Annotated in this window: 20 protein-coding genes; 12 read left to right on the top strand and 8 right to left on the bottom strand. The window is 58.9% G+C overall.

What is annotated here, in order from left to right; genetic code table 11:
* Window positions 1-242 precede the first annotated feature (242 nt).
* Both B7L09_RS30720 and B7L09_RS30715 read left to right on the top strand, forming a co-directional pair.
* Window positions 243-800: a PQQ-dependent catabolism-associated CXXCW motif protein gene (locus B7L09_RS30720; protein WP_094471954.1), complete on the top strand. Its 558-nt coding sequence runs from the start codon at window positions 243-245 to the stop codon at window positions 798-800.
* A 56-nt stretch (window positions 801-856) separates the two neighbouring features.
* Entirely contained in the window at window positions 857-1522 is a 666-nt protein-coding gene (locus B7L09_RS30715) for a response regulator transcription factor (protein ID WP_094471953.1), read from the top strand.
* Window positions 1523-1711: 189 nt separating this feature from the next.
* On the opposite strand, the gene nahK is transcribed toward B7L09_RS30715, so the two are convergent.
* The 4 genes from nahK to B7L09_RS30695 all read right to left on the bottom strand — a co-directional run bounded on the left by nahK (window position 1712) and on the right by B7L09_RS30695 (window position 7884).
* Entirely contained in the window at window positions 1712-4306 is a 2595-nt protein-coding gene (gene nahK, locus B7L09_RS30710) for a hybrid sensor histidine kinase/response regulator NahK/ErcS' (protein ID WP_094471952.1), read from the bottom strand.
* Window positions 4275-5438 carry a nitric oxide-sensing protein NosP gene (gene nosP / locus B7L09_RS30705; protein ID WP_094471951.1) on the bottom strand — a complete coding sequence of 388 codons (1164 nt, stop codon included), beginning with the start codon at window positions 5436-5438 and terminating at the stop codon, window positions 4275-4277. Before nosP ends, nahK begins: the two co-directional genes overlap by 32 nt.
* Before the next feature lie 279 nt (window positions 5439-5717).
* Complete coding sequence (locus B7L09_RS30700) at window positions 5718-6902, bottom strand: porin (protein ID WP_094471950.1); 1185 nt, start codon at window positions 6900-6902, stop codon at window positions 5718-5720.
* 175 nt (window positions 6903-7077) lie between these two features.
* Entirely contained in the window at window positions 7078-7884 is an 807-nt protein-coding gene (locus B7L09_RS30695; RefSeq protein ID WP_094471949.1) for a sulfite exporter TauE/SafE family protein, read from the bottom strand.
* 161 nt (window positions 7885-8045) lie between these two features.
* Here B7L09_RS30695 and B7L09_RS30690 point away from each other — a divergent pair, with 161 nt between their 5' ends.
* From B7L09_RS30690 to B7L09_RS30675, 4 genes are all read left to right on the top strand, one after another.
* Window positions 8046-8909, top strand: coding sequence for an MBL fold metallo-hydrolase (locus tag B7L09_RS30690; protein ID WP_094471948.1), 864 nt, complete (start codon window positions 8046-8048; stop codon window positions 8907-8909).
* A 161-nt stretch (window positions 8910-9070) separates the two neighbouring features.
* Complete coding sequence (locus tag B7L09_RS30685; RefSeq protein ID WP_010455161.1) at window positions 9071-10612, top strand: alpha/beta hydrolase; 1542 nt, start codon at window positions 9071-9073, stop codon at window positions 10610-10612.
* 12 nt (window positions 10613-10624) lie between these two features.
* On the top strand, window positions 10625-11725 hold the full coding sequence (locus B7L09_RS30680; protein WP_010455163.1) for a caspase family protein: 1101 nt from the start codon (window positions 10625-10627) through the stop codon (window positions 11723-11725).
* A complete protein-coding gene (locus B7L09_RS30675) occupies window positions 11712-13397 on the top strand; it encodes a hypothetical protein (protein WP_176457796.1) in 1686 nt (561 codons plus the stop codon). Before B7L09_RS30680 ends, B7L09_RS30675 begins: the two co-directional genes overlap by 14 nt.
* On the opposite strand, the gene bkdR is transcribed toward B7L09_RS30675, so the two are convergent.
* Window positions 13387-13875 (bottom strand): Bkd operon transcriptional regulator BkdR, encoded by a 489-nt coding sequence (gene bkdR / locus B7L09_RS30670; protein ID WP_094471947.1) that lies wholly within the window; start codon window positions 13873-13875, stop codon window positions 13387-13389. The genes B7L09_RS30675 and bkdR overlap by 11 nt on opposite strands.
* A 185-nt stretch (window positions 13876-14060) precedes the next feature.
* Between bkdR and B7L09_RS30665 the strand changes: the two genes are divergently transcribed.
* The 5 genes from B7L09_RS30665 to B7L09_RS30645 all read left to right on the top strand — a co-directional run bounded on the left by B7L09_RS30665 (window position 14061) and on the right by B7L09_RS30645 (window position 20282).
* On the top strand, window positions 14061-15296 hold the full coding sequence (locus B7L09_RS30665; protein WP_094471946.1) for a 3-methyl-2-oxobutanoate dehydrogenase (2-methylpropanoyl-transferring) subunit alpha: 1236 nt from the start codon (window positions 14061-14063) through the stop codon (window positions 15294-15296).
* 1 nt (window position 15297) lies between these two features.
* Window positions 15298-16356 carry an alpha-ketoacid dehydrogenase subunit beta gene (locus B7L09_RS30660; RefSeq protein WP_094471945.1) on the top strand — a complete coding sequence of 353 codons (1059 nt, stop codon included), beginning with the start codon at window positions 15298-15300 and terminating at the stop codon, window positions 16354-16356.
* Window positions 16357-17631: a dihydrolipoamide acetyltransferase family protein gene (locus B7L09_RS30655; protein WP_094471944.1), complete on the top strand. Its 1275-nt coding sequence runs from the start codon at window positions 16357-16359 to the stop codon at window positions 17629-17631. It abuts the gene before it with no gap.
* A gap of 3 nt (window positions 17632-17634) precedes the next feature.
* Complete coding sequence (gene lpdA / locus B7L09_RS30650) at window positions 17635-19020, top strand: dihydrolipoyl dehydrogenase (RefSeq protein ID WP_094471943.1); 1386 nt, start codon at window positions 17635-17637, stop codon at window positions 19018-19020.
* Window positions 19021-19262: 242 nt separating this feature from the next.
* A complete protein-coding gene (locus tag B7L09_RS30645) occupies window positions 19263-20282 on the top strand; it encodes a branched-chain amino acid aminotransferase (RefSeq protein ID WP_094471942.1) in 1020 nt (339 codons plus the stop codon).
* 57 nt (window positions 20283-20339) lie between these two features.
* Here B7L09_RS30645 and B7L09_RS30640 read toward each other — a convergent pair whose 3' ends face one another.
* From B7L09_RS30640 to B7L09_RS30630, 3 genes are all read right to left on the bottom strand, one after another.
* Window positions 20340-21173, bottom strand: a complete 834-nt coding sequence (locus B7L09_RS30640) for a TIGR03915 family putative DNA repair protein (protein WP_094471941.1) — start codon at window positions 21171-21173, stop codon at window positions 20340-20342.
* Window positions 21170-22390, bottom strand: a complete 1221-nt coding sequence (locus B7L09_RS30635) for a putative DNA modification/repair radical SAM protein (protein WP_094471940.1) — start codon at window positions 22388-22390, stop codon at window positions 21170-21172. Before B7L09_RS30635 ends, B7L09_RS30640 begins: the two co-directional genes overlap by 4 nt.
* 80 nt (window positions 22391-22470) lie before the next feature.
* Entirely contained in the window at window positions 22471-23226 is a 756-nt protein-coding gene (locus B7L09_RS30630) for an ArsR/SmtB family transcription factor (protein WP_094471939.1), read from the bottom strand.
* 82 nt (window positions 23227-23308) lie between these two features.
* On the opposite strand from B7L09_RS30630, the gene B7L09_RS30625 reads away from it, so the two are divergent.
* Window positions 23309-24496 (top strand): cytochrome P450, encoded by a 1188-nt coding sequence (locus tag B7L09_RS30625; RefSeq protein ID WP_094471938.1) that lies wholly within the window; start codon window positions 23309-23311, stop codon window positions 24494-24496.
* The last annotated feature ends 103 nt before the right edge of the window (window positions 24497-24599 follow it).

Here is a 24599-nt window from a genome sequence, read left to right as displayed (position 1 = left end):
GCGCGGGACTTCAGGGTGACACATGAACCCTGTGGGAGCGGGCTTGCCCGCGATAGCGGAGTGTCAGACAACATAGAGGTTGAATGTNACACCGCCATCGCGGGCAAGCCCGCTCCCACAGGACATTTGGGTTGAACACGGGTGAAATTACTACTTTAGTACTGGTTTTCCTGTCTATCGTCGCATTCCCAACGCACCGAGACTGGCATGTAATGGGTTCATAACTATAAGGATTGAACCCCATGCCACGTGCCCAACGTCGTCTGTTGCGCCCTTCCCTTGCTGCGCTGTCGCTGAGCCTGTTGCTGGGCGTCGCGCATGCCGATACGCCGCTGTTCTCCGCCGACGGCTATCGCATCAACCTCTACCGCAGCCCGACCCCGAATCAGCTTCAAGACGCGGCCATCATCGACACTGCCGCCCTGCAAACCTTGCTCACCCAGACACCGCGCCCGGTGCTGATCGACGTCTACCGCCGCCAATGGCTGCAAGGACGTTTCATCGAAGATCAACCCCACGAAAACCTGCCCGGCAGCCATTGGCTGGCCAATACCGGCGACGGCGACCTGACAGCTGACTGGCAGGGCTATTTTGCGCGTAACCTGAACGCATTGACCGCAGGAGACCTGGCGCAACCGCTGGTCTTCTATTGCCGCGCCGACTGCTGGCTGAGCTGGAATGCCGTCAAACGCGCCGCTGCCATGGGCTATAAGACACTGTATTGGTACCGCGACGGCCTGGACGCCTGGCAGGCAGCCAACCTGCCCGTTGAACCGGCCCAACCCGAGCCCTTCCCCTGACCTTTACGCGTGCGTGTTGTTGCCACACCATAATGAAAATAATGAGGTGAAAGGCTATGTACAAAATTCTGATTGCCGACGATCACCCGCTGTTTCGCGAAGCCATTCATAACGTCATCAGCGACGGTTTCCCCGGCAGCGAGGTGATGGAAACCGCCGACCTCGACAGCGCCCTGCTGCTGACGCAGGAACACGACGACCTGGACCTGATCCTGCTCGACCTGAACATGCCCGGCATGCACGGCCTCAATGGCCTGATCAACCTGCGCAACGAGGCGCCGACCATTCCGGTGGTGATCGTTTCAGCCGAGCAGGACAAGCAGATCGTGCTGCAAGCCATCACCTATGGTGCGGTGGGCTTCATCACCAAATCCTCGCCCCGGGTGCAGATGACCGAGGCCATCCAGCAGATCCTCAATGGCAATGTGTACTTGCCGCCGGACATCATCCGCACGCAAAAATGCGGCACCCACCGGCGCATGAATGACAACCCGAGCTTCCCGCCGGAACTGCTCCAGGCGCTGACCCGCAAGCAGTTGCTGGTGCTGGAGCGCATGACCAAGGGTGAATCGAACAAGCAGATCGCCTACACCCTGGAAATCGCCGAAACCACGGTCAAGGCGCATGTCTCGGCGATCTTGCGCAAACTCAATGTGCACAACCGGGTGCAGGCGATCTTGAGTGCCGGGGATATTGATTTCGGGTCTTATCTGCGGCGCTGAGATCGGGGGTAACCGGTAGACCGAGTCGCACCCATCGCGGGCAAGCCCGCTCCCACATATTTTGCAGAGTTCAAACAGACGATGTTCCAACAGAAAACCTGTTTGCAGAGTTCAAACAGACGATGTTCCAACAGAAAACCTGTGGGAGCGGGCTTGCCCGCGATGGGGCCATTGAACTCACAGCGAGACTCAAGGCCTGCCGAGCAAATGACTCATCGCCGTCTTCAGCTTCATCGGCCGCACAGGCTTATGCATCAAGGTATGCCCCAACTCACGAATCTGCTGCTTGAGCTCATTGCTGTAATTGGCGGTAATCATCATCGCCGGGATCGCTGAACCGCGCCGGGCGTTGATCCGGGCGACGGCATCGACACCATTCTGTTCGTCATCCAGGTGATAGTCGGCGATCAGCAAGTCGGCTTCTTCATGATAGTTGTCCACCTGCCGCGCCAGGTCTTGCTCCGACAGTGCCGTCACCACCCGACACCCCCATCCTTCCAGCAACGTGCGCATGCCGGCGCAAATCGCCGCGTCGTTATCCAGTACCCACACCCGCGCCCCGCGCAGTCGCTCCAGCATCGGTTCACTCATCAGCAATGCCGGTTGAGCCATGGGGGCGGTGGCGCTCAAGGGCACTTCGACGGAAAACATCGAGCCCTTGCCCGGCCACGAACGCACATGAATGCGGTGACCGAGAATCCCGGCAATTTTCTCGACGATGGCCAGCCCCAAACCCAACCCACGGTCCTGATCCGGGCGCTGCACGTCGCCGCGCTTGAACTCCTGGAAAATCTCTTCCAGTCGATTTTCGGCAATGCCCATCCCGCTGTCCCACACCTCGATCGTCAACCGCTGATGATGACGCCGACACCCGAGCACCACCCGACCGCTGTAGGTATAACGAATGGCATTGCTCAGCAGATTGCGCAGGATTCGCGCGAGCAACTGGATGTCGCTGCGCACCAGCGCCGAACACGGGATGAAATGCAGCTCAAGCCCTTCACTGCGGGCCACCTGGGTGTACTCGGTCGCAAGGTTTTCCAGCAGCTCGCTCAGGGCGAACGGCGCGATGTCGGCCTTGATCACCCCGGCATCCAGTTTGGAAATGTCCACCAGCGTGCCCAACAGGTTTTCCACGTCCTCCAGCGAATTGCTGACATTGCGCACCAAAATCGCATTGGCCACCGGCTCGCGCCGTTCCAGCAAAGCGCTGGTGAACAGTCGAGCCGCGTTGAGCGGTTGCAGCAGGTCGTGACTCACGGCGGCGAGAAACTTGGTTTTCGACAGGTTGGCCTGTTCCGCCTCAAGTTTGGCCTCGCGCAAACGCGATTCCACGCGCCGGCGCTCGTCGATTTCGCGCAGCAATTGGTCATTGAGGGTGGTCAGTTCGGTGGTGCGTTCGCGCACCCGCAACTCAAGATTCTGATAGGCCTGGTGCAGCGCCTCGGCTGTGCGGCGGCGCTCGGTGATGTCGCGGATCAACACGAAAATCCCCACCACTTCCCCGGTGGCCAGGCGATTGGGCACGTAGGAGCGCAGCATGTAGCGTTCCTGATTGTTGATGTTGGTTTCGGCGAACTCGAACGTCACGCTCTCACCGGCCAGGGCCCGGGCCACGTAGGCCTCGAGGCGCTGGTAATGCTGCTCGCTGTGCACTTCGCGCAGGCTCTGCCCGAGCATCACGCCGCGAGGCCAGCAGTACCATTCTTCGTAGACCTTGTTGGTGAACTCGTAGACCAGATCGGCATTGAGGTAGGCGATCAGTGCGGGGACATGGTCGGTGATCAGGCGAATCCAGCGCTCGCTTTCGCTGAGGGCTTCGGCGTGCTGGTAGCGTTCGGTGATGTCGGTGAAGGTGTTGACGAAGCCACCGGTGGGCAGCGGATGGGTGCGGATTTCCAGCACCCGGCCATCGTAGAGGCGCTGCTCGCATTCCTGCAGGTGCCGCCCGTTGGCATCGCGACTGGCCGGGGTCAGCAGGTTCAACTCGCTGTCGGCGATCACTTCGGCAAACGGCCGATGGGCCGCCACCGGAGCCAGCCCACTGAGTTCGAGGAAACGCCGATTCCACAGTTCCAGGATGCCTTCGGCATTGACCATGGCCACGCCTTGGGACAGGTTGTCGACCGCCCGTTGCAGCAAGTGCGATTTCTGCGCCACGGCTTGCTCGCGGCGCACGGTTTCGCTGAGTTTGACGTCAGTAATGTCGGTGAACAGGATCACCCGCCCACCTTCCTGCGTGGGCCGCTCACTGACTTGCAACCAGCGGCCGTCCTGCAAGCGATAGATCAGGTTTTCGTCGGCATGCCCGCGCGGTTCTTCAGTGAACAACCCGGTGGCGGACATCAGGCGCTTGACCTCGGCCAGGCGCATGCCGGCGTTGATGCGCACCCGGCTATTGCTCCAGAACGCCTTGAAACGGCTGTTGAACAAGACGATGCGCTGCTCGGCATCGAACAGCACAAAGGCATCGGAGATGCTCTCGATGGCATCGATCAAATGTTGGTGGGCCGTTTCCGCCCGCAGGCGTGCTTCGCTGAGCAAGTGATTGCCCGACTTGAGTTCGGCCATGGCCTGGTTCAAGGCGTCGGTGCGCTCACGCACCTGTTCGGCCAGCACCACTGAATGCTGGAACGCCGCGTAGGGATCATTGCCCCGCGTGACGCCGGATTCGATCCGCTCGATCAGCGCGCCGTTGATGCGCTGCAGTTTCTGATTGTCGTGGCGCAGGCTGGCGAGCTGTGCCTGGAGCTCAACGATGTCCAAGGGACCGGCCTCGGGCAATGGCAACCCCGGTGAAGGTCTGGTTGATGTGCATGCCATTGAACTGTTCTCCGTAGGTGTTGAAACCCATCACCCGCTGGTCACGCAAAAACGTGCCGATCTGCTCCAGACTGCCGCCGTCTTCCAGTTCCAGACGCCTGAGAAAACAGTCGCAGCCGATGGTCAGCAACAGATCGCCGAGGCGCTCCTGCAAGCCTTCGAACAGGGTTTGCAGATTCGGCAGCATCGGGCCGGGGGTCATGACGGTGAGGACGATGCCGTTTTCCACGGCGCAGTAAAAACTCAGGCTCAGGTCTGGATGAACCTGCTGGATCGCCCGCACGTAATACTGATCGTTGATCCGCACGGCCAAGGGGTGTGCGGCGAAGACCCGGTGATCAAGTTCGGCCACCGGCACGCCGATGTGTCGCGCGTACTCCTCGGCAGCCGGCTCGGCGTTCAGCTCAAAGACCCGGCGCGAGGCGCTGTCGGCTCCGGTGACCACCAGTTTCTCTGCTCTCGGCAAGATGTGGTGCGTGGTGAACACCTCGAAATCCAGCCAGGTATTGACCAGCACCACCACCGCCGCGCCGCTGTGAAACTCGCCGCCGAAATAGACGTGGGTGTGGGTCAGGTAGTTGTCGTCGCCGGCCGAACCGCCGAAATGCGGGATGTCGCCCAACGCCGCGCTCAAGGCGGCGAGAACCATTTCTTCGCGGCTGGACAGGCCATCGAGCAAGGTCAGGGCAAAGCTGTTGCCCTTGATCGGTGCCAGGGTGTTGCTGCGACAGCCACTGACCAGGCGTTCGACCATTTGCTGGGCGTCAATCAGGCTGAAGCGCTCCATCTCGCTGATCAGTTCGGCGTCGATGGAAAAATGCCGGTGGTCGAAGCCCACTGCCGTCACGCAATTGCGGCCGTAGCCCAAGGGCGTGATTTCCCCGGCGCTGGTGCAGCCGACCAGGCGAATGCCGCCGAAGCTCTGTTGCAAGGCCTGGCCCAGCGCCTGCAAGTCGTACTCGGCGGAACAGAAGAACAGCACGAAGCCCAGGTGCGGGTGCAATAACTGCCGCGCGAGCTCCTGAGCCACTTGTTGGGCATCGGTGGCCTGGGACATTCCGCTGACCACCCCTTCACTCTGGACCTGCTGCATGACCACCCCCGCAGGTGCGCGTGTATGAGACACGAGTGTACGAAGCCTGCGGGCTGCGACGTATGCTACTTGGGTAGCGGTCAGGCGCTTCGATGGGATGAGAAATCTGGCAGACACCGCATTCTGTGTAGGAGCCGGCTTGCTGGCGATGACGATGTGTCAGCCACCATCCTTGTTGCCCGACCCACCGCTATCGCCAGCANNGCCACCATCCTTGTTGCCCGACCCACCGCTATCGCCAGCAATCCGGCTCCTACAGTGAAATGCGGTGCGGCTGGGTTACCAGTTCAACACTGCCCCCACCGCAAAGGTGTCGGTGTCTTCATTCTGGGCGCTGGTGTCGTGGCCGTTGATTTCGAACTGGTTGTACTCGGCCACGAGTTTGAGGTTGTCATTGACGTCATGGAACAACGCAATGCCGCGGGTTTCATAGTCCGCGCCGCTGCCGACCACCCCATTGCCGTCGTCATTGGTCTTGCCGTAAGACAAGGCCAGGCGGTTTTTGCCCAGTTTGTACGAGCCTTGCAGCAAGTAACCGTCGCTGTCGACGTTGCGCAGGGTCGGTTCGCCGGCGTTGTTGGTGAAGAACGGATTGATGCCCTTGGCCTGGAAGCCCGAACCGACGAGAGTCAGGCCGCCCATTTTCGCCTGCACGCCATAGCCGACGCCTTTGGAGGTGACCGATTCAACGGTGGAATCGGTATTGTCCGAGGTCTGGTAGCTGCCGTTGACCCAGCTATAAATCTTCGCGCCAGCAACATCAAACTGATAGGTGACCTCGCTCTCGGTACGCGGATTCTCCTGATACGCCTTGCCCAACGGGCTGCTGTCGTTGGTGTCCACCGGGTCGAGTATCCCCACGGCCACCCGCAAACCCTCCATCACCGGGGTGCGATAGGTGATCTGCGAGGTCGGGAACGGGTACGGATAACCGGTGCCGATATTGCCGAACGACACACCGCCACCGTCAACCAACCCCAGGGTATCGCTGACCTGGCCATAACCGGCGAGCATTTCATCGAGCAGAATGTTGGAGCGGGCGAACAGGCCGAAGTCCTTGCCGATCAACACTTCGCCCCACTCCGGATTGGCCACGGTGCCGTAGAACTGCCGCACGTCGATGGCGGTGTCGGTGCCGTTGGTCTGGCTGTCGTTGATCGTCACCCAGAAGGAGGCCCGGGCACCGAGTTTCAGGTCATCGATCTGTTTACCCATGTTGAAACCCAGGTAGTTGGGCAAATAGCCCATTTTCACCCGCGCCTGACGACGGTCGTACTGATCGCCGGCACGGTCCACATCGCTGTTCACGTAGAAGGCGTTGATGTAGCCGTCGGTTGAGAACGTGGTCTGGTCCTTGTCGTACAGCACGATCTCGGCCTCGGCCATCGTGCTCAAACCGAGGGTCGAGAGGCTGGCGATAAAGGCAGGCAAGTAACGATGCTTGAGTTTCTTATTGTTGTGCATGACGCGCTCCGCAGCGGGGGACTGGATGTCGGAGGCGATTATCGAAAGGTGACCGGCGGCGGCATACGCTGCCTTGGGGGCGGTTTTGAAGTGCTTTGGAGTGGCCGGTGATGCGCGGCAAATTCGGTGTAAGACCGGGTCGCGCCAAGACCCGGAACTTAGGGTGTACGCCTGCCTAGACGCCCGCCCTGAACAGCATGTAAGCGGCGACCACGACACACACACTGGCGAAGCCGATTTGCAGGGCCCGGGCCGGGACGCGCGCGCACAGTTGTCGGCCGACGATCATGCCGACCACGCTGGCAACAATGAAGGCCACACCCAAAGCGTCGATCCTGACCCCGGCATGAAACGCGCCGATCACGCCGATGGCCGAAATCAGGCTGATCACCATCAACGACGTAGCCACAATGCCGCGCATCTGCACATCGGTCAGTTGCTTGAACGCCGGCACGATCAGAAACCCGCCGCCCACGCCGAGTAAGCCCGACACCGCGCCGGTCACTGCGCCCAGCGCTGCCAGGGTGGCCGTGCATTTGGCGGTCCAGGCCAGGCGCCCGGTTTGCTGNTTGAGCATGCAGTTCTTTTGGCCCCAGTTGGCGTGGCCATGGTCGCTCGGCCCTTCTTCCTGGCGCTCGCGACGCAGCATCCGCCAAGCCACCATGACCATCAGCAGACTGAACAGGATCATCAGGATTTTTTCCGGCAACTGATGAGCAAAGTAGATGCCCACCGGCGAAAAAACAGCCCCCAGCAGGGCGATCAGCAACGCGGCGCGATAGCGCACCAGGCCATGGCGCAAACCATCAATGGCCCCGACCGCCGCCGCACTGCCCACCGCAAACAACGCCACCGGCGCGGCCTGGGTCATGGTCAAACCCAGCCCCAGCACGAGGGCCGGTACTGCGAGAATTCCACCACCAGCCCCGGTCAATCCAAGGACCAGGCCCATCACCACCCCAAAAAAACTTGCCAACAACATAAAACGCTCGTGATCCGCGAAAAAAAGCCGGGTACGCCCGGTATCGATGACTGACAGGATAGAGCCCGTGCGGATTTTTTCCTTCATCAATTAACGCGGGGCTGGTCAGCGCAGGGAAAATGACACTACCCTCATGGCTTGTCCTGAAAGAAACGGCCACCATGCCCGCCTTGATTGAAGCTTTTTTAGACCCCGCGTCATCGACCTACAGCTACGTGATTTACGAAGAGGTTGGCGGTCAATGCGCCATTGTCGATCCGGTACTCGACTACGACCCCGCCGCCGGGCGCACCGCCACCACGCAGGCGGATAAAATCATCGCCTTCGTGCGCGANCATCGCTTGCAGGTGCAATGGCTGCTGGAAACCCACGCCCATGCCGACCACCTGTCCGCCGCGCCCTANCTGCGTCGGGAACTGGGCGGCAAAATCGCGATTGGCCAGTCGATCAGCAAGGTTCAGGGCGTGTTCAAGTCCCTGTTCAACCTTGAGCCGGAATTTCGCAGCGACGGTTCGCAATTTGACCATCTGTTCGCGCCGGACGAATCGTTCATGATCGGCCACCTCAAGGCCACGGCCCTGCATGTGCCCGGCCATACTCCGGCGGACATGGCTTATCTGATCGACGGTGATGTGATTCTGGCGGGCGATACCTTGTTCATGCCGGACGTGGGCACTGCCCGTTGCGATTTCCCCGGCGGCAACGCCCACCAGATGTTCGCCTCGATCCACAAACTGCTGGCCTTCCCCGCCAGCGTTCGGCTGTACGTCTGCCACGACTACCCGCCCGAAGGCCGCGAATCCCGCTGCATGACCACGGTGGGTGAGCAACGTAAAAGCAATATCCACGTCCATGACGGCATCGATGAAGCGGCGTTCGTCGCCATGCGCACCCAGCGCGATGCCGGGCTGGGCATGCCGACGTTGTTACTGCCGGCGATCCAGGTGAATGTGCGGGCGGGGAATATGCCGCCNGCGGAGGACAATGGCGTCGTGTACCTGAAAATCCCCCTGAATAAACTCTAACGTTCGATCGTTCCCTCGCATGGGGACGATCGAACACGTAACCCGTAGCAGCTGTCGAGCAGCGCGAGGCTGCGTCTGCGGCGAATCTGAAGAAACTGATTTAACAAACACGCCTTCGCGGGTCGAACTATGCTCTTTTGACGTCGCGGAGGGATCCAAAAATGAGCGTAATCGGTAACCACGTCTGGCATAGTCAAAACGGGTTGTTCAACACTAATACCGACAGTGAAATAGGAGATGTGGCGAGAATTCTGAATCTTGCACACGACACCGACAGCGAAAACGGATTGTTACTGCAGTTCCACGGTGGATTGGTCGACAAAACCAGTGCGTTGTCAGTTGCAACCAAACTGATCCCCGAATACATCAGCGCTAAAACTTACCCCGTATTTTTTGTTTGGGAGTCGGGGCTAAAGGAAACGCTGATTAACAACCGAGCTGAACTGGCACAGGATCCGGCGTTTAGAGAGCTGGTGAAAAAAGTCACTGAATGGGTCATTAAGAAGTCCAGCCCCACGTCAAACATCGCTCTTAAAGGGGGCGGCGACAAGCTTATCAACGTTTACCAACTGCGCAGCGAGTTTGATAACTGGTTTGACCAGCGCCGGGATACTCCCCCCGTTTCAGAAACAGACATTCAATCCAGCCAAGTCAAAACCAAAGGGCTTTCGAATCTATCCGTCGATCAACTGGCCTACGATATCGAGATAGGCCTTAATGATGATCCTGGCTTTAGAAAAGCCATGGCAGAAGCTTATAACGCGACTCTCACGCCTACGGAGTTTGCTACCAAGTCAGCCGGAACTCATAAAAAGGCCAACGTTTTATTGCTCAGCGAGACGTCGCAGAACGAGCTATTTGGCTCCAGACTGCCAGGCACCCAGACTAAGGGTCTTTTGAGCTGGATTGCCGTCGCCCGTTTCGTTGCAAAGTTGGTCATCGCAGTCATCAAGCGTTATCACAACGGTCGCGACCACGGCCCGTATTGCACGGTTGTAGAAGAGGTTTTACATGCAGCGTATGGAAATCTCTTGGGGGCCGGCATCTGGAATCAAATGAAAAAAGATACCGAAGACAGCTTCGGCACATTGCCCGGCTGCTGTGCAACCGCAGTCGTCAAATATCTAAAACAACTAGAGGATAGCGGGAAGACCTTTTCGAAAATCACACTGGTAGGCCACAGTACCGGTGCAATTTACGTGTGCAATTTTCTGGATGCGGTGGCCGCGGCAGATTTAAAAACGAAGATCAACGTGGTGTTCCTTGCACCTGCAGTAACCTACGACCGTTTTGCCAAAACAGTAACCGCGCATCAAGGCTCTCTGTTGAAATCGTTCCGTATGTTCGCAATGAACGATGAGCGTGAGTCTGCAGACCAGATGCTCAGCATTATCTACAACCGAAGTTTACTTTATTTTGTTTCGGGTTTGCTTGAGGGGCAGGTACCCGCAACGGGTGGGTGGCAAAGCGTTGTTGATATGCCGTTAGTGGGGATGGAGCGCTTTCTCAATCATACGGCGGTATTCGGCACGGACCCAGCCGTCAAGATAGTTACGGCATTTCTCGCTGCGGACCCTTCCCGTATCGCTTGGTCACCTTCATCCAGAGGGCCTGGCTTGAACACCAATGCCAGCCATCACGGCGATTTCGATGATCAAGATTCGGATACGCTTCTCAGCATTCAGAATCTGGTTACTCAGTGAGGACCTATCGCCATGGCTGACATGGATCATGCGATTCTGCTGGGAATTTCCAATTATTCATCTCCGGACTTTCAAACGTTGGAAGGCCCCTCGAACGATGTCGAATTGTTCCGTCAATGGCTCCTCGACAAAGACGGGGGTGCCGTTCCAGCAGAAAATATCAAGTTCCTGACATCGCCTGCGCTGGATCAACAACCCAAAAATGACGCCAGATCTTGGTCCCCTACTGCCGAACAATTTCTCAATCACTATGACAAGCTGACCATTGACGAAAACGATGCGTACATTCGACGTGAAGGCGCACGACTCTATCTTTATTTTTCCGGGCACGGCTTTTCCGAGAGAAACGATATGTCGACAGGGGCAGCGCTTTTTGTAGCAGGTGCCAGTCGTTCGCGCCCCTTGAACATTCACGGTACAGCCTTTGCCTGGGAAGCCAGGGACCTGGCTTTATTTGATGAAATCGTCCTGATCATGGATTGCTGTCGCGACTCAGAAACGGCGCTCCGTTATGCAAGCCCAGGCAAGAATCAATTTGTTGCTGAACTCGCCGCCAATGTTCGAGTACTGGCCATTTATGGCTCAGCCAAAGGTGGTAAGGCGCAAGAACGCAAAATTGCGGAGCGCGGCGACAAAACCTGCAGCCTGCTGACCCATGCCCTGCTCAAAGCGCTGACTGATGCAACACCTGATGAGGGTAGTCGTCTCTCGAGCACGTCTCTAAGAAACTACGTCAACAATATTTGGGGGGATATATGTGCTGGCATTCCCGCGGACACTCCGCGCTTTGTACTCCCGGAAGGTGAAGACGTATTTTTTAAAGCTGGCAACAAGGGATTGTTGCAAAACTTTGTACTTAGCGCACCTCCACTTCCTGGCACCGTGCTCACCTTTTACCTGGGGAGCCTCAACTCACCCGTTGCTCAGTGTGTGTTTGCGCAGGATACGGTGAGTATCGAGAATCCGATCGGGAGTATTGCCAGTTCCTTATCCGTGAAGGACCTTCGATTCGCCCTTAGATTGAAACCAGGCTTCTACAAAATTCAAGCATCGACTGGCGCATACACTTCAGCCCCATTTGAAGTGACAGGAGAACGAGATGTCCCCCTCTGAAGATAAGCCTGACGGCTTGGTCGATATCCAGATTCGTACAAAAAACGGCTTTGATGAGCTCGGACTTATTAATGGTCGATTCGAAGAGGTCGAATCCGGCCTCGGCACACTCACTGCGTCAGTTGAACCAGGTTTTTATAAAGTCAGACAGCGTATAGGCGATCTTGAGCAGTCTCAAATCATTGAGGTTGCATCCGATACGACGACTGACTTCGAGCTGAACACGTTGACATTTGAATCAGCTCTACCCCTTCAGGGATCAGAAGCCTCAATGCCGGAAAAAGAGGCGCTGATGCGCGAGCCTTCACCCTATGTAGAAGGGCAACCACCGCCCATACAGATATTTTTATGGGACCCGCAACCTGAAAGCCAAGAGCGCACCGGCCCCCTGGAACTACCTGGGCCAGAGATTCTAAATCAGTTTCGGTTACGGGCCTTCAAAGGTGAAGTGGAGTGTGATTTTTCAAAAGTGGACGCATTGCCAGGAACTACGGGGGTTTTTCTGGTTAACATCAACGTGCCGGTAGGGACTTATCTTCTAGTTCAGCCCGCAGCACAGACAGAACGCTGTATGCCTCTACATGTTCTTGAAAATTGGGCGCCTCAAGTCTACTTTCGGGTTATCCGGGATTCTCGGGGAGCCATGTTGCCGCTGGACTTCAATCACTCCAGCATTACCTATGTCACGCACCTGCAAGCATTGCATACCAAAGAATTGACCCTCCTTGAGGTCGCTCGCAAAGCATTGGCCAGAGGTCGATCAGTCAAGAGCCAGGCGCTAGTTGATGATCTGGTCAACGGCGACTATCAAGATCCGCTGTTGCACCTGATTGGCGCTCACCTTTTACTGCTGTCGGCGAATTCCGAATCAGCGGAAAGCATCCAACAACTTCAGAAAGTCGTCGATGGGTTGATCGTATCGTTGGGTCGTGACTTTCCCGATGTGATTGCTTTGCAAATCGCACTAGCACAATTACGCCAAGAACCACTGGCTGCTGACCTTGCCCTTTGCGCTCCGCCCATACTTCAACGGAGCTGGGATCTGCTCTTACTGGCCTATCGAAACTCAACGATCATCAGTGAAGTCATGGATTTCCCCTACATCGTTGAACCAACATCAACTTGGTTTGTATGGTTAGGCAAAACGCTCCATACCCCGAACGAAGCCGCGATAAACAGCCTGCGTCAACGCCTCCTCGCACTGGTGAATACTACACTCACGATGAACGTGAACAAACTGGTGAGGTGGATCGATAGTTCGGATTCCATTCCAGAGCTTCCAGCGGCAGCGGCTGACAACGCTGCCCCTTTGATCAAAGCTATGTTGCAAGATGAGCATTTAATCAAATGGATCCAACGTTTGCTGGATCAAGCTGAGCAAGACCCAACTCTTCAGAGTCCACTGGATCAAGCCTTGCTGATGAAACTCTGCTCCGCTCAGACTCAATTCTTCGCCAAACGAAGAGGTAACGACAAAGTGGCCACAGATATCGTGCGCAGCTTTGAAGTTCCTGCCCAGGATGTTGCAAGCAGCGCGGTGAGGATTCTCATCAGTTTACTTAAGTGCGGCGAATCTGAAGAAACTCGGTTACCGGGTTTGCGACGGCTTCGCCGCCGAACGCTGCCTCGCGGTGCTCGACAGCTGCTACAGAGGGTTTCGCTTAGTTGTTGAGGGTCAGGCCGTTGGCGGGTAATGGCAACGCGGTTTTGTAGCGCACTTGCTTGAGCGCGAAGCTCGAGCGGATGTTGGCCACACCAGGCACTTTGGTCAGAAAGTCCATCATGAAGCGTTCCAGTGACTGGATTGTCGGCACCAGCACCCGGATCAGATAGTCCGGGTCCCCTGCCATCAAATAGCATTCCATCACTTCCGGGCGATCCGAAATTGCCTCCTCGAAATGCGCCAACGCCTCCTCCACCTGTTTCTCCAGGCTGACATGAATAAACACATTCACGTGCAGCCCCAGCAGGTCGGCATCCAGCAGCGTCACTTGCTCACGAATCAGGCCTAATTCCTCCATCGCCTTGACCCGGTTGAAACACGGTGTGGGTGACAGGTTGACCGAGCGAGCCAGGTCGGCGTTGGTGATGCGGGCGTTCTCCTGCAGGGCGTTGAGAATGCCGATATCGGTACGGTCCAGTTTGCGCATGAGACAAAATCACCTGTTTTTTATGGTTATGCAGTTTTTTTATCCTCAAATGATCTCCGGCGCAACGAAACAGAGATAAATATTCTTCTGCGCCGGGCCTATGATTGTTGTAGGACAAGATTTCTTTTATCGAAGAATGACGGTCAGCTCACTACAAGAAATTCACAAGATCGAGCGTAGAAGCCATGAATCAGCCATATGCACCATTGCGCCTGCACGTTCCCGAACCCTCGGGCCGCCCAGGCTGCAAGACCGACTTTACCTACCTGCGTCTGACCGACGCCGGCCTGGTGCGCAAACCCGCCATCGATGTAGAACCCGCCGACACCGCCGACCTGGCAAAAGGCCTGATTCGCGTGCTCGACGACCAGGGCCAGGCCCTTGGCCCGTGGGGCGAAGGCGTACCGGTCGAGATCCTGCGCAAGGGCATGCGCGCCATGCTCAAGACGCGGATTTTCGACAACCGCATGGTGGTCGCCCAACGTCAGAAAAAAATGTCGTTCTACATGCAAAGCCTTGGCGAAGAAGCCATCGGCAGCGCCCAGGCCCTGGCCTTGAACATCGACGACATGTGCTTCCCCACCTATCGTCAGCAAAGCATCCTGATGGCCCGGGAAGTGCCGCTTGTCGACCTGATCTGCCAACTGCTGTCCAACGAGCGCGACCCGCTCAAGGGCCGTCAGTTGCCGATCATGTATTCGGTCAAAGACGCCGGTTTCTTCACGATTTCCGGCAACCTTGCCACCCAATTCGTACAGGGCGTGGGCTGGGGCATGGCCTCGGCGATCAAGGGNGATACCAAGATCGCCTCGGCCTGGATTGGCGACGGCGCCACCGCCGAATCCGACTTTCACACCGCCCTCACCTTCGCCCACGTCTACCGTGCGCCGGTGATTCTCAACGTGGTCAACAACCAGTGGGCCATCTCCACCTTCCAGGCGATTGCCGGTGGTGAAGCCACTACGTTCGCCGGTCGTGGTGTAGGCTGCGGCATTGCCTCCCTGCGGGTCGACGGCAACGATTTCGTCGCGGTCTACGCCGCCTCTGCCTGGGCCGCCGAACGCGCCCGCCGCAACCTCGGCCCNACCCTGATCGAGTGGGTCACCTACCGCGCCGGTCCGCACTCCACTTCCGATGATCCGTCCAAATACCGTCCTGCCGACGACTGGAGCTACTTCCCGCTGGGCGACCCGATTGCGCGCCTCAAGCAGCACCTGATCAAGATTGGCCAGTGGTCCGAAGAGGAACACGCGGCGGTCAGTGCCGAACTTGAAGCCGAAGTCATTGCGGCACAAAAAGAAGCCGAACAGTACGGCACCCTGGCCGGTGGCCAGATTCCAAGCGCCGCGACCATGTTCGAAGACGTCTATAAAGAGATGCCGGAGCACTTGAAGCGCCAGCGTCAAGAGTTGGGGATCTGACATGAACGATCACAACAACAGCATTGAACTGGAAACCGCCATGACCACCACCACCATGACCATGATCCAGGCCCTGCGCTCGGCCATGGATGTGATGCTTGAGCGTGACGACAATGTGGTGGTCTTCGGCCAGGACGTCGGATACTTCGGCGGCGTGTTCCGTTGCACCGAAGGGTTGCAGAACAAGTACGGCAGCTCGCGGGTCTTCGACGCGCCGATCTCGGAAAGCGGCATCGTCGGCGTGGCCGTGGGCATGGGTGCCTACGGCCTGCGCCCGGTCGCGGAAATCCAGTTCGCCGACTACGTGTACCCCGCCACCGACCAGATCATCTCGGAAGCGGCGCGCCTGCGTTATCGTTCGGCCGGCCAGTTCACTGCCCCGNTGACCATGCGCATGCCTTGCGGCGGCGGCATTTACGGCGGCCAGACCCACAGCCAGAGTATCGAAGCGGTGTTCACTCAAGTCTGCGGCCTGCGCACGGTAATGCCGTCCAACCCGTATGACGCCAAGGGCCTGCTGATCGCCTCCATCGAAAACGATGACCCGGTGATCTTCCTCGAGCCCAAGCGCTTGTACAACGGCCCGTTCGATGGCCACCACGATCGCCCGGTCACGTCGTGGTCGAAACACCCGCTAGCACAAGTGCCGGACGGTTACTACACCGTGCCGCTGGATGTTGCCGCTATCGTGCGTCCCGGCAAGGATGTGACCATCTTGACCTACGGCACCACTGTTTATGTGTCGCAAGTCGCGGCGGAAGAAACCGGGATCGACGCGGAAGTCATCGACCTGCGCAGCCTGTGGCCGCTCGACCTGGAAACCATCGTCAAGTCGGTGAAGAAGACCGGTCGTTGCGTGGTGGTGCATGAAGCCACCCGCACCTGCGGCTTTGGTGCCGAGCTGGTAGCGCTGGTGCAAGAGCATTGCTTCCACCACCTGGAAGCGCCGATCGAACGCGTCACTGGTTGGGACACACCCTACCCGCACGCGCAAGAGTGGGCGTATTTCCCAGGGCCGTCCCGAGTGGGCGCGGCGTTGAAACGGGTTATGGAGGTCTGAATGGGCACGCACGTTATCAAGATGCCGGACATTGGCGAAGGCATNGCAGAAGTTGAACTGTCGGTATGGCACGTCAAGGTCGGCGACATGGTCGTCGAAGACCAGGTGCTCGCGGATGTGATGACCGACAAGGCGATGGTGGACATTCCCTCGCCGGTGCACGGCAAGGTGATTGCGCTGGGCGGACAGCCAGGCGAAGTCATGGCGGTTGGCAGCATTCTGATCAGCATTGAAGTCGAAGGCGCGGGCAACGTTAAAGAGTCGGCTCAGCCGGCAGCCCCTGCGGTGAAAGAAGCGCCGGTTGCGACGCCGAAAGTTGCAGCGGTGGAAAGCAAGCCGGTTGCTGCTGCAGCGCCACGAGCGGCCGTTTGCCAAGGCCCGATGGTCGCTCGCGAAGCCGACGAACGCCCGCTGGCCTCCCCGGCCGTGCGCAAACATGCGCTGGACNCCGGGATTCAGNTGCGTCTGGTCCGTGGCACCGGCCCTGCCGGTCGCGTGTTGCACGAAGACCTCGACGCCTATCTGGCCCAGGGTCAGCAGCCGCCATCGACCGTGGCCGCCGCTTACGCCCAGCGTAACGACGAAGAACAGATCCCGGTGATCGGCATGCGCCGCAAGATCGCCCAGCGTATGCAGGACGCCACCCGCCGCGCCGCGCATTTCAGCTACGTGGAAGAAATCGACGTCACCGCCCTCGACGAGCTGCGCGTGCACCTCAACGAAAAACACGGCGCGACCCGTGGCAAGCTGACGTTGCTGCCGTTCCTGGTCCGCGCCCTGGTTGTCGCCCTGCGCGATTTCCCACAGATCAACGCGCGTTACGACGACGAAAACCAGGTCATCACCCGCCTCGGCGCGGTGCATGTAGGCGTCGCCACCCAGAGCGACGTGGGCTTGATGGTGCCGGTGGTGCGCCACGCCGAAGCACGCAGCCTGTGGGGCAANGCTGCCGAAATCGCACGTTTGGCCACCGCTGCACGCAATGGCAAAGCCAGCCGTGATGAGCTGTCCGGCTCCACCATTACCTTGACCAGCCTCGGCGCGCTGGGCGGCATCGTCAGCACTCCCGTGCTGAACCTGCCGGAAGTGGCGATTGTCGGCGTCAACCGCATTGTCGAGCGGCCAATGGTCATCAAAGGCCAAATCGTGGTGCGCAAGATGATGAACCTCTCCAGTTCCTTCGATCACCGCGTGGTCGACGGCATGGACGCGGCGCAATTCATCCAGGCCATTCGCGGCCTGCTCGAACAACCCGCCAGCCTGTTTTTGGAGTAAGGCATGTCTCAGACATTGAACACGACGCTGCTGATTATCGGCGGCGGCCCTGGCGGTTATGTGACGGCGATCCGTGCCGGCCAGTTGGGCATCTCGACCATTCTGGTGGAAGGCGAATCACTGGGCGGTACCTGCCTGAACATTGGCTGCATTCCGTCGAAGGCGTTGATTCACGTCGCTGAACAGTTCCACCAGACGCAACACCACAGCCAGCATTCGGCGCTGGGCATCAGCGTCTCCGCGCCCACCCTCGACATCGGCAAGAGCGTCGAGTGGAAGGACGGCATCGTTGATCGCCTGACCACCGGTGTCGCGGCGCTGCTGAAAAAGAACAAAGTCCAAGTCATTCAAGGCTGGGCGAAAGTGATCGACGGCAAAACCGTGGAGGTGGGCGACACGCGAATCCAGTGCGAGCACCTGGTGCTGGCCACGGGCTCGAAAAGCGTGAACCTGCCGATGCTGCCGATTGGCGGACCGATCATCTCCTCCACCGAAGCCTTGGCCCCAACGTCCGTACCGAAGCGCCTGGTCGTGGTCGGTGGCGGTTACATCGGCCTGGAGCTGGGGATTGCCTATCGCAAACTCGGCGCTGACGTGAGCGTGGTCGAGGCGCAGGAGCGCATTCTGCCGGCCTACGATGCCGAACTGACCCAGCCGGTACACGACGAACTGAAAAAACTCGGCGTGAAGCTTTGCTTGAAGCACAGCGTCCAAGGCTTTGATTCTGATAGTAATACTCTGCAAGTTCTGGAGCCGGGTGGCGATACCCTGTCGCTGGAGACGGATCAGGTGCTGGTGGCCGTGGGTCGCAAACCCAACACCCAGGGCTGGAACCTCGAAGCGCTGAACCTGGAGATGAACGGTTCGGCGATCAAGATCGACAGCCGTTGCCAGACCAGCATGCGCAACGTGTATGCCATCGGCGACGTAAGCGGCGAGCCGATGTTGGCGCACCGGGCCATGGCCCAGGGTGAAATGGTTGCCGAACTGATCAGCGGTAAATCCCGCGAATTCAACCCGGCGGCCATCCCGGCGGTGTGCTTTACCGACCCGGAACTGGTGGTGGTCGGCAAGACCCCGGACGAAGCCAAGGCGGCGGGCCTGGACTGTATCGTGTCGAGCTTCCCGTTTGCGGCCAATGGCCGGGCAATGACGCTGGAGTCTAAAACCGGCTTCGTGCGCGTCGTGGCACGGCGTGACAATCATGTGATTGTTGGCTGGCAAGCGGTGGGGGTGGGTGTGTCGGAACTGTCCACGGCCTTCGGCCTGAGCCTGGAAATGGGCGCGCGCCTGGAAGACGTGGCNGGCACGATTCATGCGCATCCGACGTTGGGTGAGGCGGTGCAAGAAGCCGCGCTGCGCGCTTTGGGGCATGCACTGCACCTGTGATTCAGAACATGGATGGCGGCATAGAGAGCCCCATCGCCAGCAGGCTAGCTCCCACATTTGGAATGCGTTCTCCTATGGGAGCTAGCCTGCTAGTGATTTCTTGAGGTCAACTCGATTTATCTGTCTGTCATCCGATAGTCCGGGCTGCGAAACAGGCCCGGAATGAAGTATTGTTGTCCCCATCCAGAAAAACGTCAGAAGCCTTGAATCGTTCAGGCGGTTGACCAGAGATAGAGGGTGTCATGGGTAACGAAAGCATCAATTGGGACAAGCTGGGTTTTGACTACATCAAGACCGACAAGCGGTTTCTCCAGGTCTGGAAAAACGGCGAATGGCAAGCCGGCACCCTGACCGACGACAACGTGCTGCACATCAGCGAGGGCTCCACTGCCCTGCACTATGGCCAGCAGTGCTTTGAAGGCCTCAAGGCCTACCGCTGCAAGGACGGTTCGATCAACCTGTTCCGTCCTGACCAGAACGCCGCGCGCATGCAGCGCAGCTGTGCCCGCCTGCTGATGCCGCACGTGCCGACCGACGCGTTCATCGACGCTTGCAAGCAAGTGGTCAAGGCCAACGAGCGGTTCATCCCGCCGTACGGCAGCGGCGGCGCGCTGTACCTGCGCCCGTTCGTCATCGGCACCGGTGACAACATCGGCGTGCGTACCGCGCCCGAGTTCATCTTCTCGATCTTCTGCATTCCGGTCGGCGCTTACTTCAAAGGTGGCCTGACCCCGCACAACTTCCTGATCTCCAGCTACGACCGCGCCGCCCCACAAGGCACCGGTGCAGCCAAGGTCGGTGGCAACTACGCGGCCAGCCTGATGCCAGGTTCCGAAGCGAAGAAATCCGGTTTCGCCGATGCAATCTACCTGGACCCGATGACCCATTCGAAAATCGAAGAAGTCGGTTCGGCCAACTTCTTCGGGATCACCCACGACAACCAGTTCATCACGCCGAAGTCGCCTTCGGTGCTGCCAGGCATCACCCGCCTGTCGCTGATCGAACTGGCCCAGTCGCGCCTGGGTCTGGAAGTGGTTGAAGGTGACGTGTTCATCGACAAGCTGTCCGACTTCAAGGAAGCCGGCGCTTGCGGTACCGCTGCCGTGATCACGCCGATCGGCGGCATCAGCTACAACGGCAAACTGCACGTATTCCACAGCGAAACCGAAGTGGGCCCGATCACCCAGAAGCTCTACAAAGAGCTGACCGGTGTTCAAACTGGTGACGTCGAAGCGCCAGCGGGCTGGATCGTCAAGGTTTGATCTGACCCCAGCAGCATCGAAGCCCTCCATCGCTTTGGCGAGGGGGGGCTTTTTTTATCAGCGATACCCGGCTTCTCCCCGCGCAATACGTTTACCGCCCCTGTCCTTGATTCCGCTCGCCTGACCATCCTGTTGCTTACCCGTGCGTGCCTGGGTGATCAGCCCCGGAATCAACGCGCCCTCAGGCAGGTTCTTCCAGAACCGGGCCGGCAAATGCCCTTGCATNACTTTNGGGTTCAACCGCGCAGGGTTGAAGATGTGGCTGTAGTAGGTCAGCCACATGGCGCTGTGCGGGTCTTCGACATTTTGCGCCAGCTGCTGCCATTCAACCGGGCACTGGCGTCGGTGGATCAACTGCTCACCGTCGTAGTAGACCCCGTCCCTGGGCGTTGCAATCAACCAGCGATGCCGGCCCATGCGCCCGATAAAATGCTCACTGGCACTGTGCAGGATGTCGTGGGCCGGTTCGTGCCAGGCGACGTACTGCGGGCCCTCACCTTCAGGCATCGCGACGAATCGTACAAATGCATGCAAGTGATGAGCTTCACGCTGTACCTGTTTGATTCTTCTATGAAATTTACTGCCTAACTTGTCCCCGGCCAGCATCGCGGTGCGGTCCCCATGACTGACCCGCCACAGCACTTCGTACAACAGACTCCAACGTTGATCCCCCCTGTAACGAGCGGCGCGTTCCAGGGTGTCCAACAGCGTTCGCGGTATTCGTGCGTGAAACGGCCCCAGGGTTTGAGGTGGCGCATCGTCGCTGGCGAACAGATCGCAGACGCCTTCACTGGCCCAACTCACCCGGCTCGGGTCCACCTCATGACTGAGCAGCCAGCGTGCCTGCTGGCGCCAGGTGTCGAACAGGTCATCGCAATCCAGACTGATCATCCCCATAACCCCATTTGTTGCGGCTGTGGCCGGTCGCGCAATTGCTGATACAGCAAATGGCTGGTGACCTCGGCCTGCTGCGGGTGGTAATCGCTGGTGATGAAAAACGGCTTGGCCTTGGCCAGCACGCAGCGCATGCGNGCCAGGTCTTCGTAGCGGATGCGGCGCTGACGGCGCAATTCCACCAGGCGCTCGGTGGTGCGCAGGCCAATACCGGGAATGCGTGCGATCAACGATGCCTCGGCGCGATTGAGGTCCAGTGGGAAGATCTCGCGATTCTCCAATGCCCACGCCAGTTTCGGATCGATGTCGAGCGCCAGGTGCCCGGGCCCCTTGAACAGCTCGCCAGCGGTAAAGCCGTAGCTGCGCAACAGAAAGTCCGCCTGATACAAACGGTGCTCGCGCATCAGTGGCGGTGCCGCCAGGGGCACGCTTTTCGGGCTGTTGGGAATAGGACTGAACGCCGAGTAATACACGCGGCGCAACTTGAAGTTGCCATACAACGCCTCAGCGCCATGCAAGATGGTGCTGTCGTCGGTGTCATCGGCGCCGACGATCATCTGCGTGCTCTGCCCAGCCGGAGCGAAACGCGGAGCGCGCGGTTCGTTGAGGACGGTCTGTTCGCCGGTGTAGATGGTCTGCATCGCTTGCTTGATCGACACGATCTGCTTCTCCGGCGCCAGGGTTTGCAGGCTGGCATCGGTGGGCAGTTCAATATTCACACTCAACCGATCGGCATAGCGCCCGGCCTCGGCGATCAGCGCCGGGTCGGCTTCGGGAATGGTCTTGAGGTGGATATAGCCGCGAAAGTCATGCTCTTCGCGCAGGAGTTTGGCGACCCGCACCAGTTGCTCCATGGTGTAGTCGGCCGAACGGATGATGCCGGAACTGAGAAACAGCCCGCTGACGCAATTGCGGCGGTAGAAATCCAGGGTCAGGGTGACTACCTCCTCCGGGCTGAAACGCGCGCGGGGCACGTCACTGGAGCGGCGGTTGACGCAGTATTGGCAATCGTAGAGACAGAAGTTGGTCAGCAACACCTTGAGCAACGACACACAGCGCCCATCCGGGGTGTAACTGTGGCAGATCCCCATGCCATCGGTGGAGCCCAGGCCCGCCTTGCCCTCGGAGCTGCGCTTGGGCGCGCCACTGCTGGCGCAGGAAGCGTCGTACTTGGCGGCGTCGGCAAGAATGCTGAGCTTGTCGATGAGTTCCATGGGGCACGCCTTTTACTGTTTGGATATACAGTATAGGGTCGACCTTCAAGGCACAAGCCGTCAACGAACCCTTGGTCGGGTCAGATCACATCACGCGCAGGTTGCGGTGGCCGTTGTTCGCGGAGGGGTTGCACGGTTGGCTGCGCCAGCGTCAGGTCGAACTGTGCAGCCAATTCCTTGCGCCCCAGTACCGTCAACGCCAGCGCCCGACTGTCCAGATCCTGAGTCACCCATTTGCGCTTGATCGCGGTTTGCAGCAACGCCGCCCCCAGCGAGCCCCCCAGATGCGGGCGGCGCATGCTCCAGTCCAGGCACGGGCACGCGAAGCGGCGGCGCAAAGTGTTCAGGTCGTTGACTTCAATGCCCAGCCCTTTCATCAAGGCCTCGCCACTGTCGCTCAGGCGATAAGCCTGCTCGTCAGTTTCCAGCAACCAGCCTTTTTCCAGCATCCGGTCGTGCAGCAACACCGCCAGTGTCCCGGCCATGTGGTCGTAGCAGGTACGGGCGAATTGCAGGCGATCCGGTATACGCGAGTTGAAGGACGGCGCAGTGTTCTGGCCGATGACCATCAGCGCCTCCAGTGCCTGGGCCACGCGCTTGTCGGCGAGGCTGTAATAACGATGGCGGCCCTGCACGTGCAAACGCAGCAGCGCCAGATCCCTGAGCTTCGCCAGGTGCGCGCTGGCGGTGGAAGCGCTGACNTCGGCAATCGCCGCCATCTCGGTGCTGGTGCGCGCATGGCCATCCATCAGCGCNTAGAGGATTTTCGTCCGGGCCGGTTCCGCGATGGCCGCCGCCACTTGAGAGACACCGATGTCGTGTTGTTCAACGTTCATATTTCGCTCCCGGACGAATCAAGGCCGTTTCGAACTGGAGATAGTAGCAACACTTCTCCCACCACAAACAAGGCTGCGACCCATGGACCCGATCATCGCTGCGACTCATGCCGATCCCTATCCTTATTACGCCCGGCTGCGCGCCGAGGGTGGGCTGGTTTTTCACCAAGCACTGAAACTGTGGGTAGCGAGCAGCGCCGAGGCCGTTGCGGCGGTGCTGGCGCACCCGGATTGCCATGTTCGGCCGGCCGCTGAGCCGGTGCCCAAAGCCATTGTCGACGGATTGGCCGGAAAGGTGTTTGGGCAGTTGATGCGGATGAATGAGGGCGAGCGCCAGCGTTGCCCGAGGTCGGCGATTCAGCCGGGTTTGGCGCTGATTGATGCGGACGAGGTCAGTGCACTGGTGAGCGCGCGGTTGATCACACCGGATGCCGACGGGTTGTACAACGCCATGTTTCGCGGGCCGGTTTGCGTGGTGGCGGCGCTGTTGGGGTTCTCGCCGGCTCAGGGTCGGGCGATCAGCGAATTGACGGCGGATTTCGTCGCGTGCCTGTCGCCGCTCAGTGATCCGCTGCAACTGAAGGCTGCCCACGCTGCGGCGGAGCAGTTAAGCGGGTATTTCGTTGAGTTGCTGGATGATCCGGGCAATAAAAGCTCACTGCTCGCCGGGATTCGAGCGCGATTCGCGGGCGATCCTGAAACGCTGATTGCCAATCTGATTGGTCTGTTTTCCCAGACGTATGAAGCCACTGCCGGACTGATCGGCAACGCGATATTGGCGTTGATTAAAAAACCGTCGCTGTTACGCGACTCGACGCCCGTTGACGACTTGATCGCCGAAGTTCAGCGTTTCGACCCATCGGTGCAGAACACCCGCCGATTTGTCGCGGCACCGTGCGAAATCGAGGGGATGATCCTCAATCCAGGCGATGTGATTCTGGTGCTGCTGGCGTCGGCCAATCGTGACCCGCTGCTCAATGAGCATCCCGACGTCTTTATTCTTGATCGACCACATCGGCGCAGCTTCACCTTTGGCCAGGGCCGTCATCAATGTCCTGGGCAAATATTGGCGCTGGAGATTGCCCGGGCGACATTGACGGAGATTCTGGCCCATCGACCCGAATGGGATGGCCTGACCTGGCACTACCACGCTTCCCTCAACAGCCGCCTGCCGCATTTCAATGATCGCTCCGCCAGCGGCGTCAAGCAGGTCATCGCCACCAAGGGTCATATTGACTACCGCGCAGTCGTTACGACTACTTTTAAATAGAGTCAAAGTAACAACAGAGCCTCCACAACCCGCGTCCTGCCTGACATCCCGGACTGGCCCGTTTTTTGATCACACACTTACGTTTTCGACTAGCCAACGATCG

Origin of the sequence: Pseudomonas mandelii, assembly GCF_002251635.1 — a bacterium.
Taxonomy (GTDB): domain Bacteria; phylum Pseudomonadota; class Gammaproteobacteria; order Pseudomonadales; family Pseudomonadaceae; genus Aquipseudomonas; species Aquipseudomonas mandelii_B.
The sequence above is the reverse complement of the archived record's forward strand: the minus strand, read 5'-3'. Positions and strand labels throughout refer to the sequence as shown.

Bases quoted from the DNA above. Each gene is read 5' to 3' on its own strand.
- B7L09_RS30685 (WP_010455161.1), top strand. From the start codon at position 9,071: ATGAGCGTAATCGGTAACCACGTCTGGCATAGTCAAAACGGGTTGTTC.
- B7L09_RS30715 (WP_094471953.1), top strand. From the start codon at position 857: ATGTACAAAATTCTGATTGCCGACGATCACCCGCTGTTTCGCGAAGCC.
- nosP (WP_094471951.1), bottom strand. From the start codon at position 5,438: ATGCAGCAGGTCCAGAGTGAAGGGGTGGTCAGCGGAATGTCCCAGGCC.
- B7L09_RS30700 (WP_094471950.1), bottom strand. From the start codon at position 6,902: ATGCACAACAATAAGAAACTCAAGCATCGTTACTTGCCTGCCTTTATC.
- bkdR (WP_094471947.1), bottom strand. From the start codon at position 13,875: ATGCGCAAACTGGACCGTACCGATATCGGCATTCTCAACGCCCTGCAG.
- B7L09_RS30675 (WP_176457796.1), top strand. From the start codon at position 11,712: ATGTCCCCCTCTGAAGATAAGCCTGACGGCTTGGTCGATATCCAGATT.
- B7L09_RS30645 (WP_094471942.1), top strand. From the start codon at position 19,263: ATGGGTAACGAAAGCATCAATTGGGACAAGCTGGGTTTTGACTACATC.
- B7L09_RS30680 (WP_010455163.1), top strand. From the start codon at position 10,625: ATGGCTGACATGGATCATGCGATTCTGCTGGGAATTTCCAATTATTCA.
- B7L09_RS30720 (WP_094471954.1), top strand. From the start codon at position 243: ATGCCACGTGCCCAACGTCGTCTGTTGCGCCCTTCCCTTGCTGCGCTG.
- B7L09_RS30625 (WP_094471938.1), top strand. From the start codon at position 23,309: ATGGACCCGATCATCGCTGCGACTCATGCCGATCCCTATCCTTATTAC.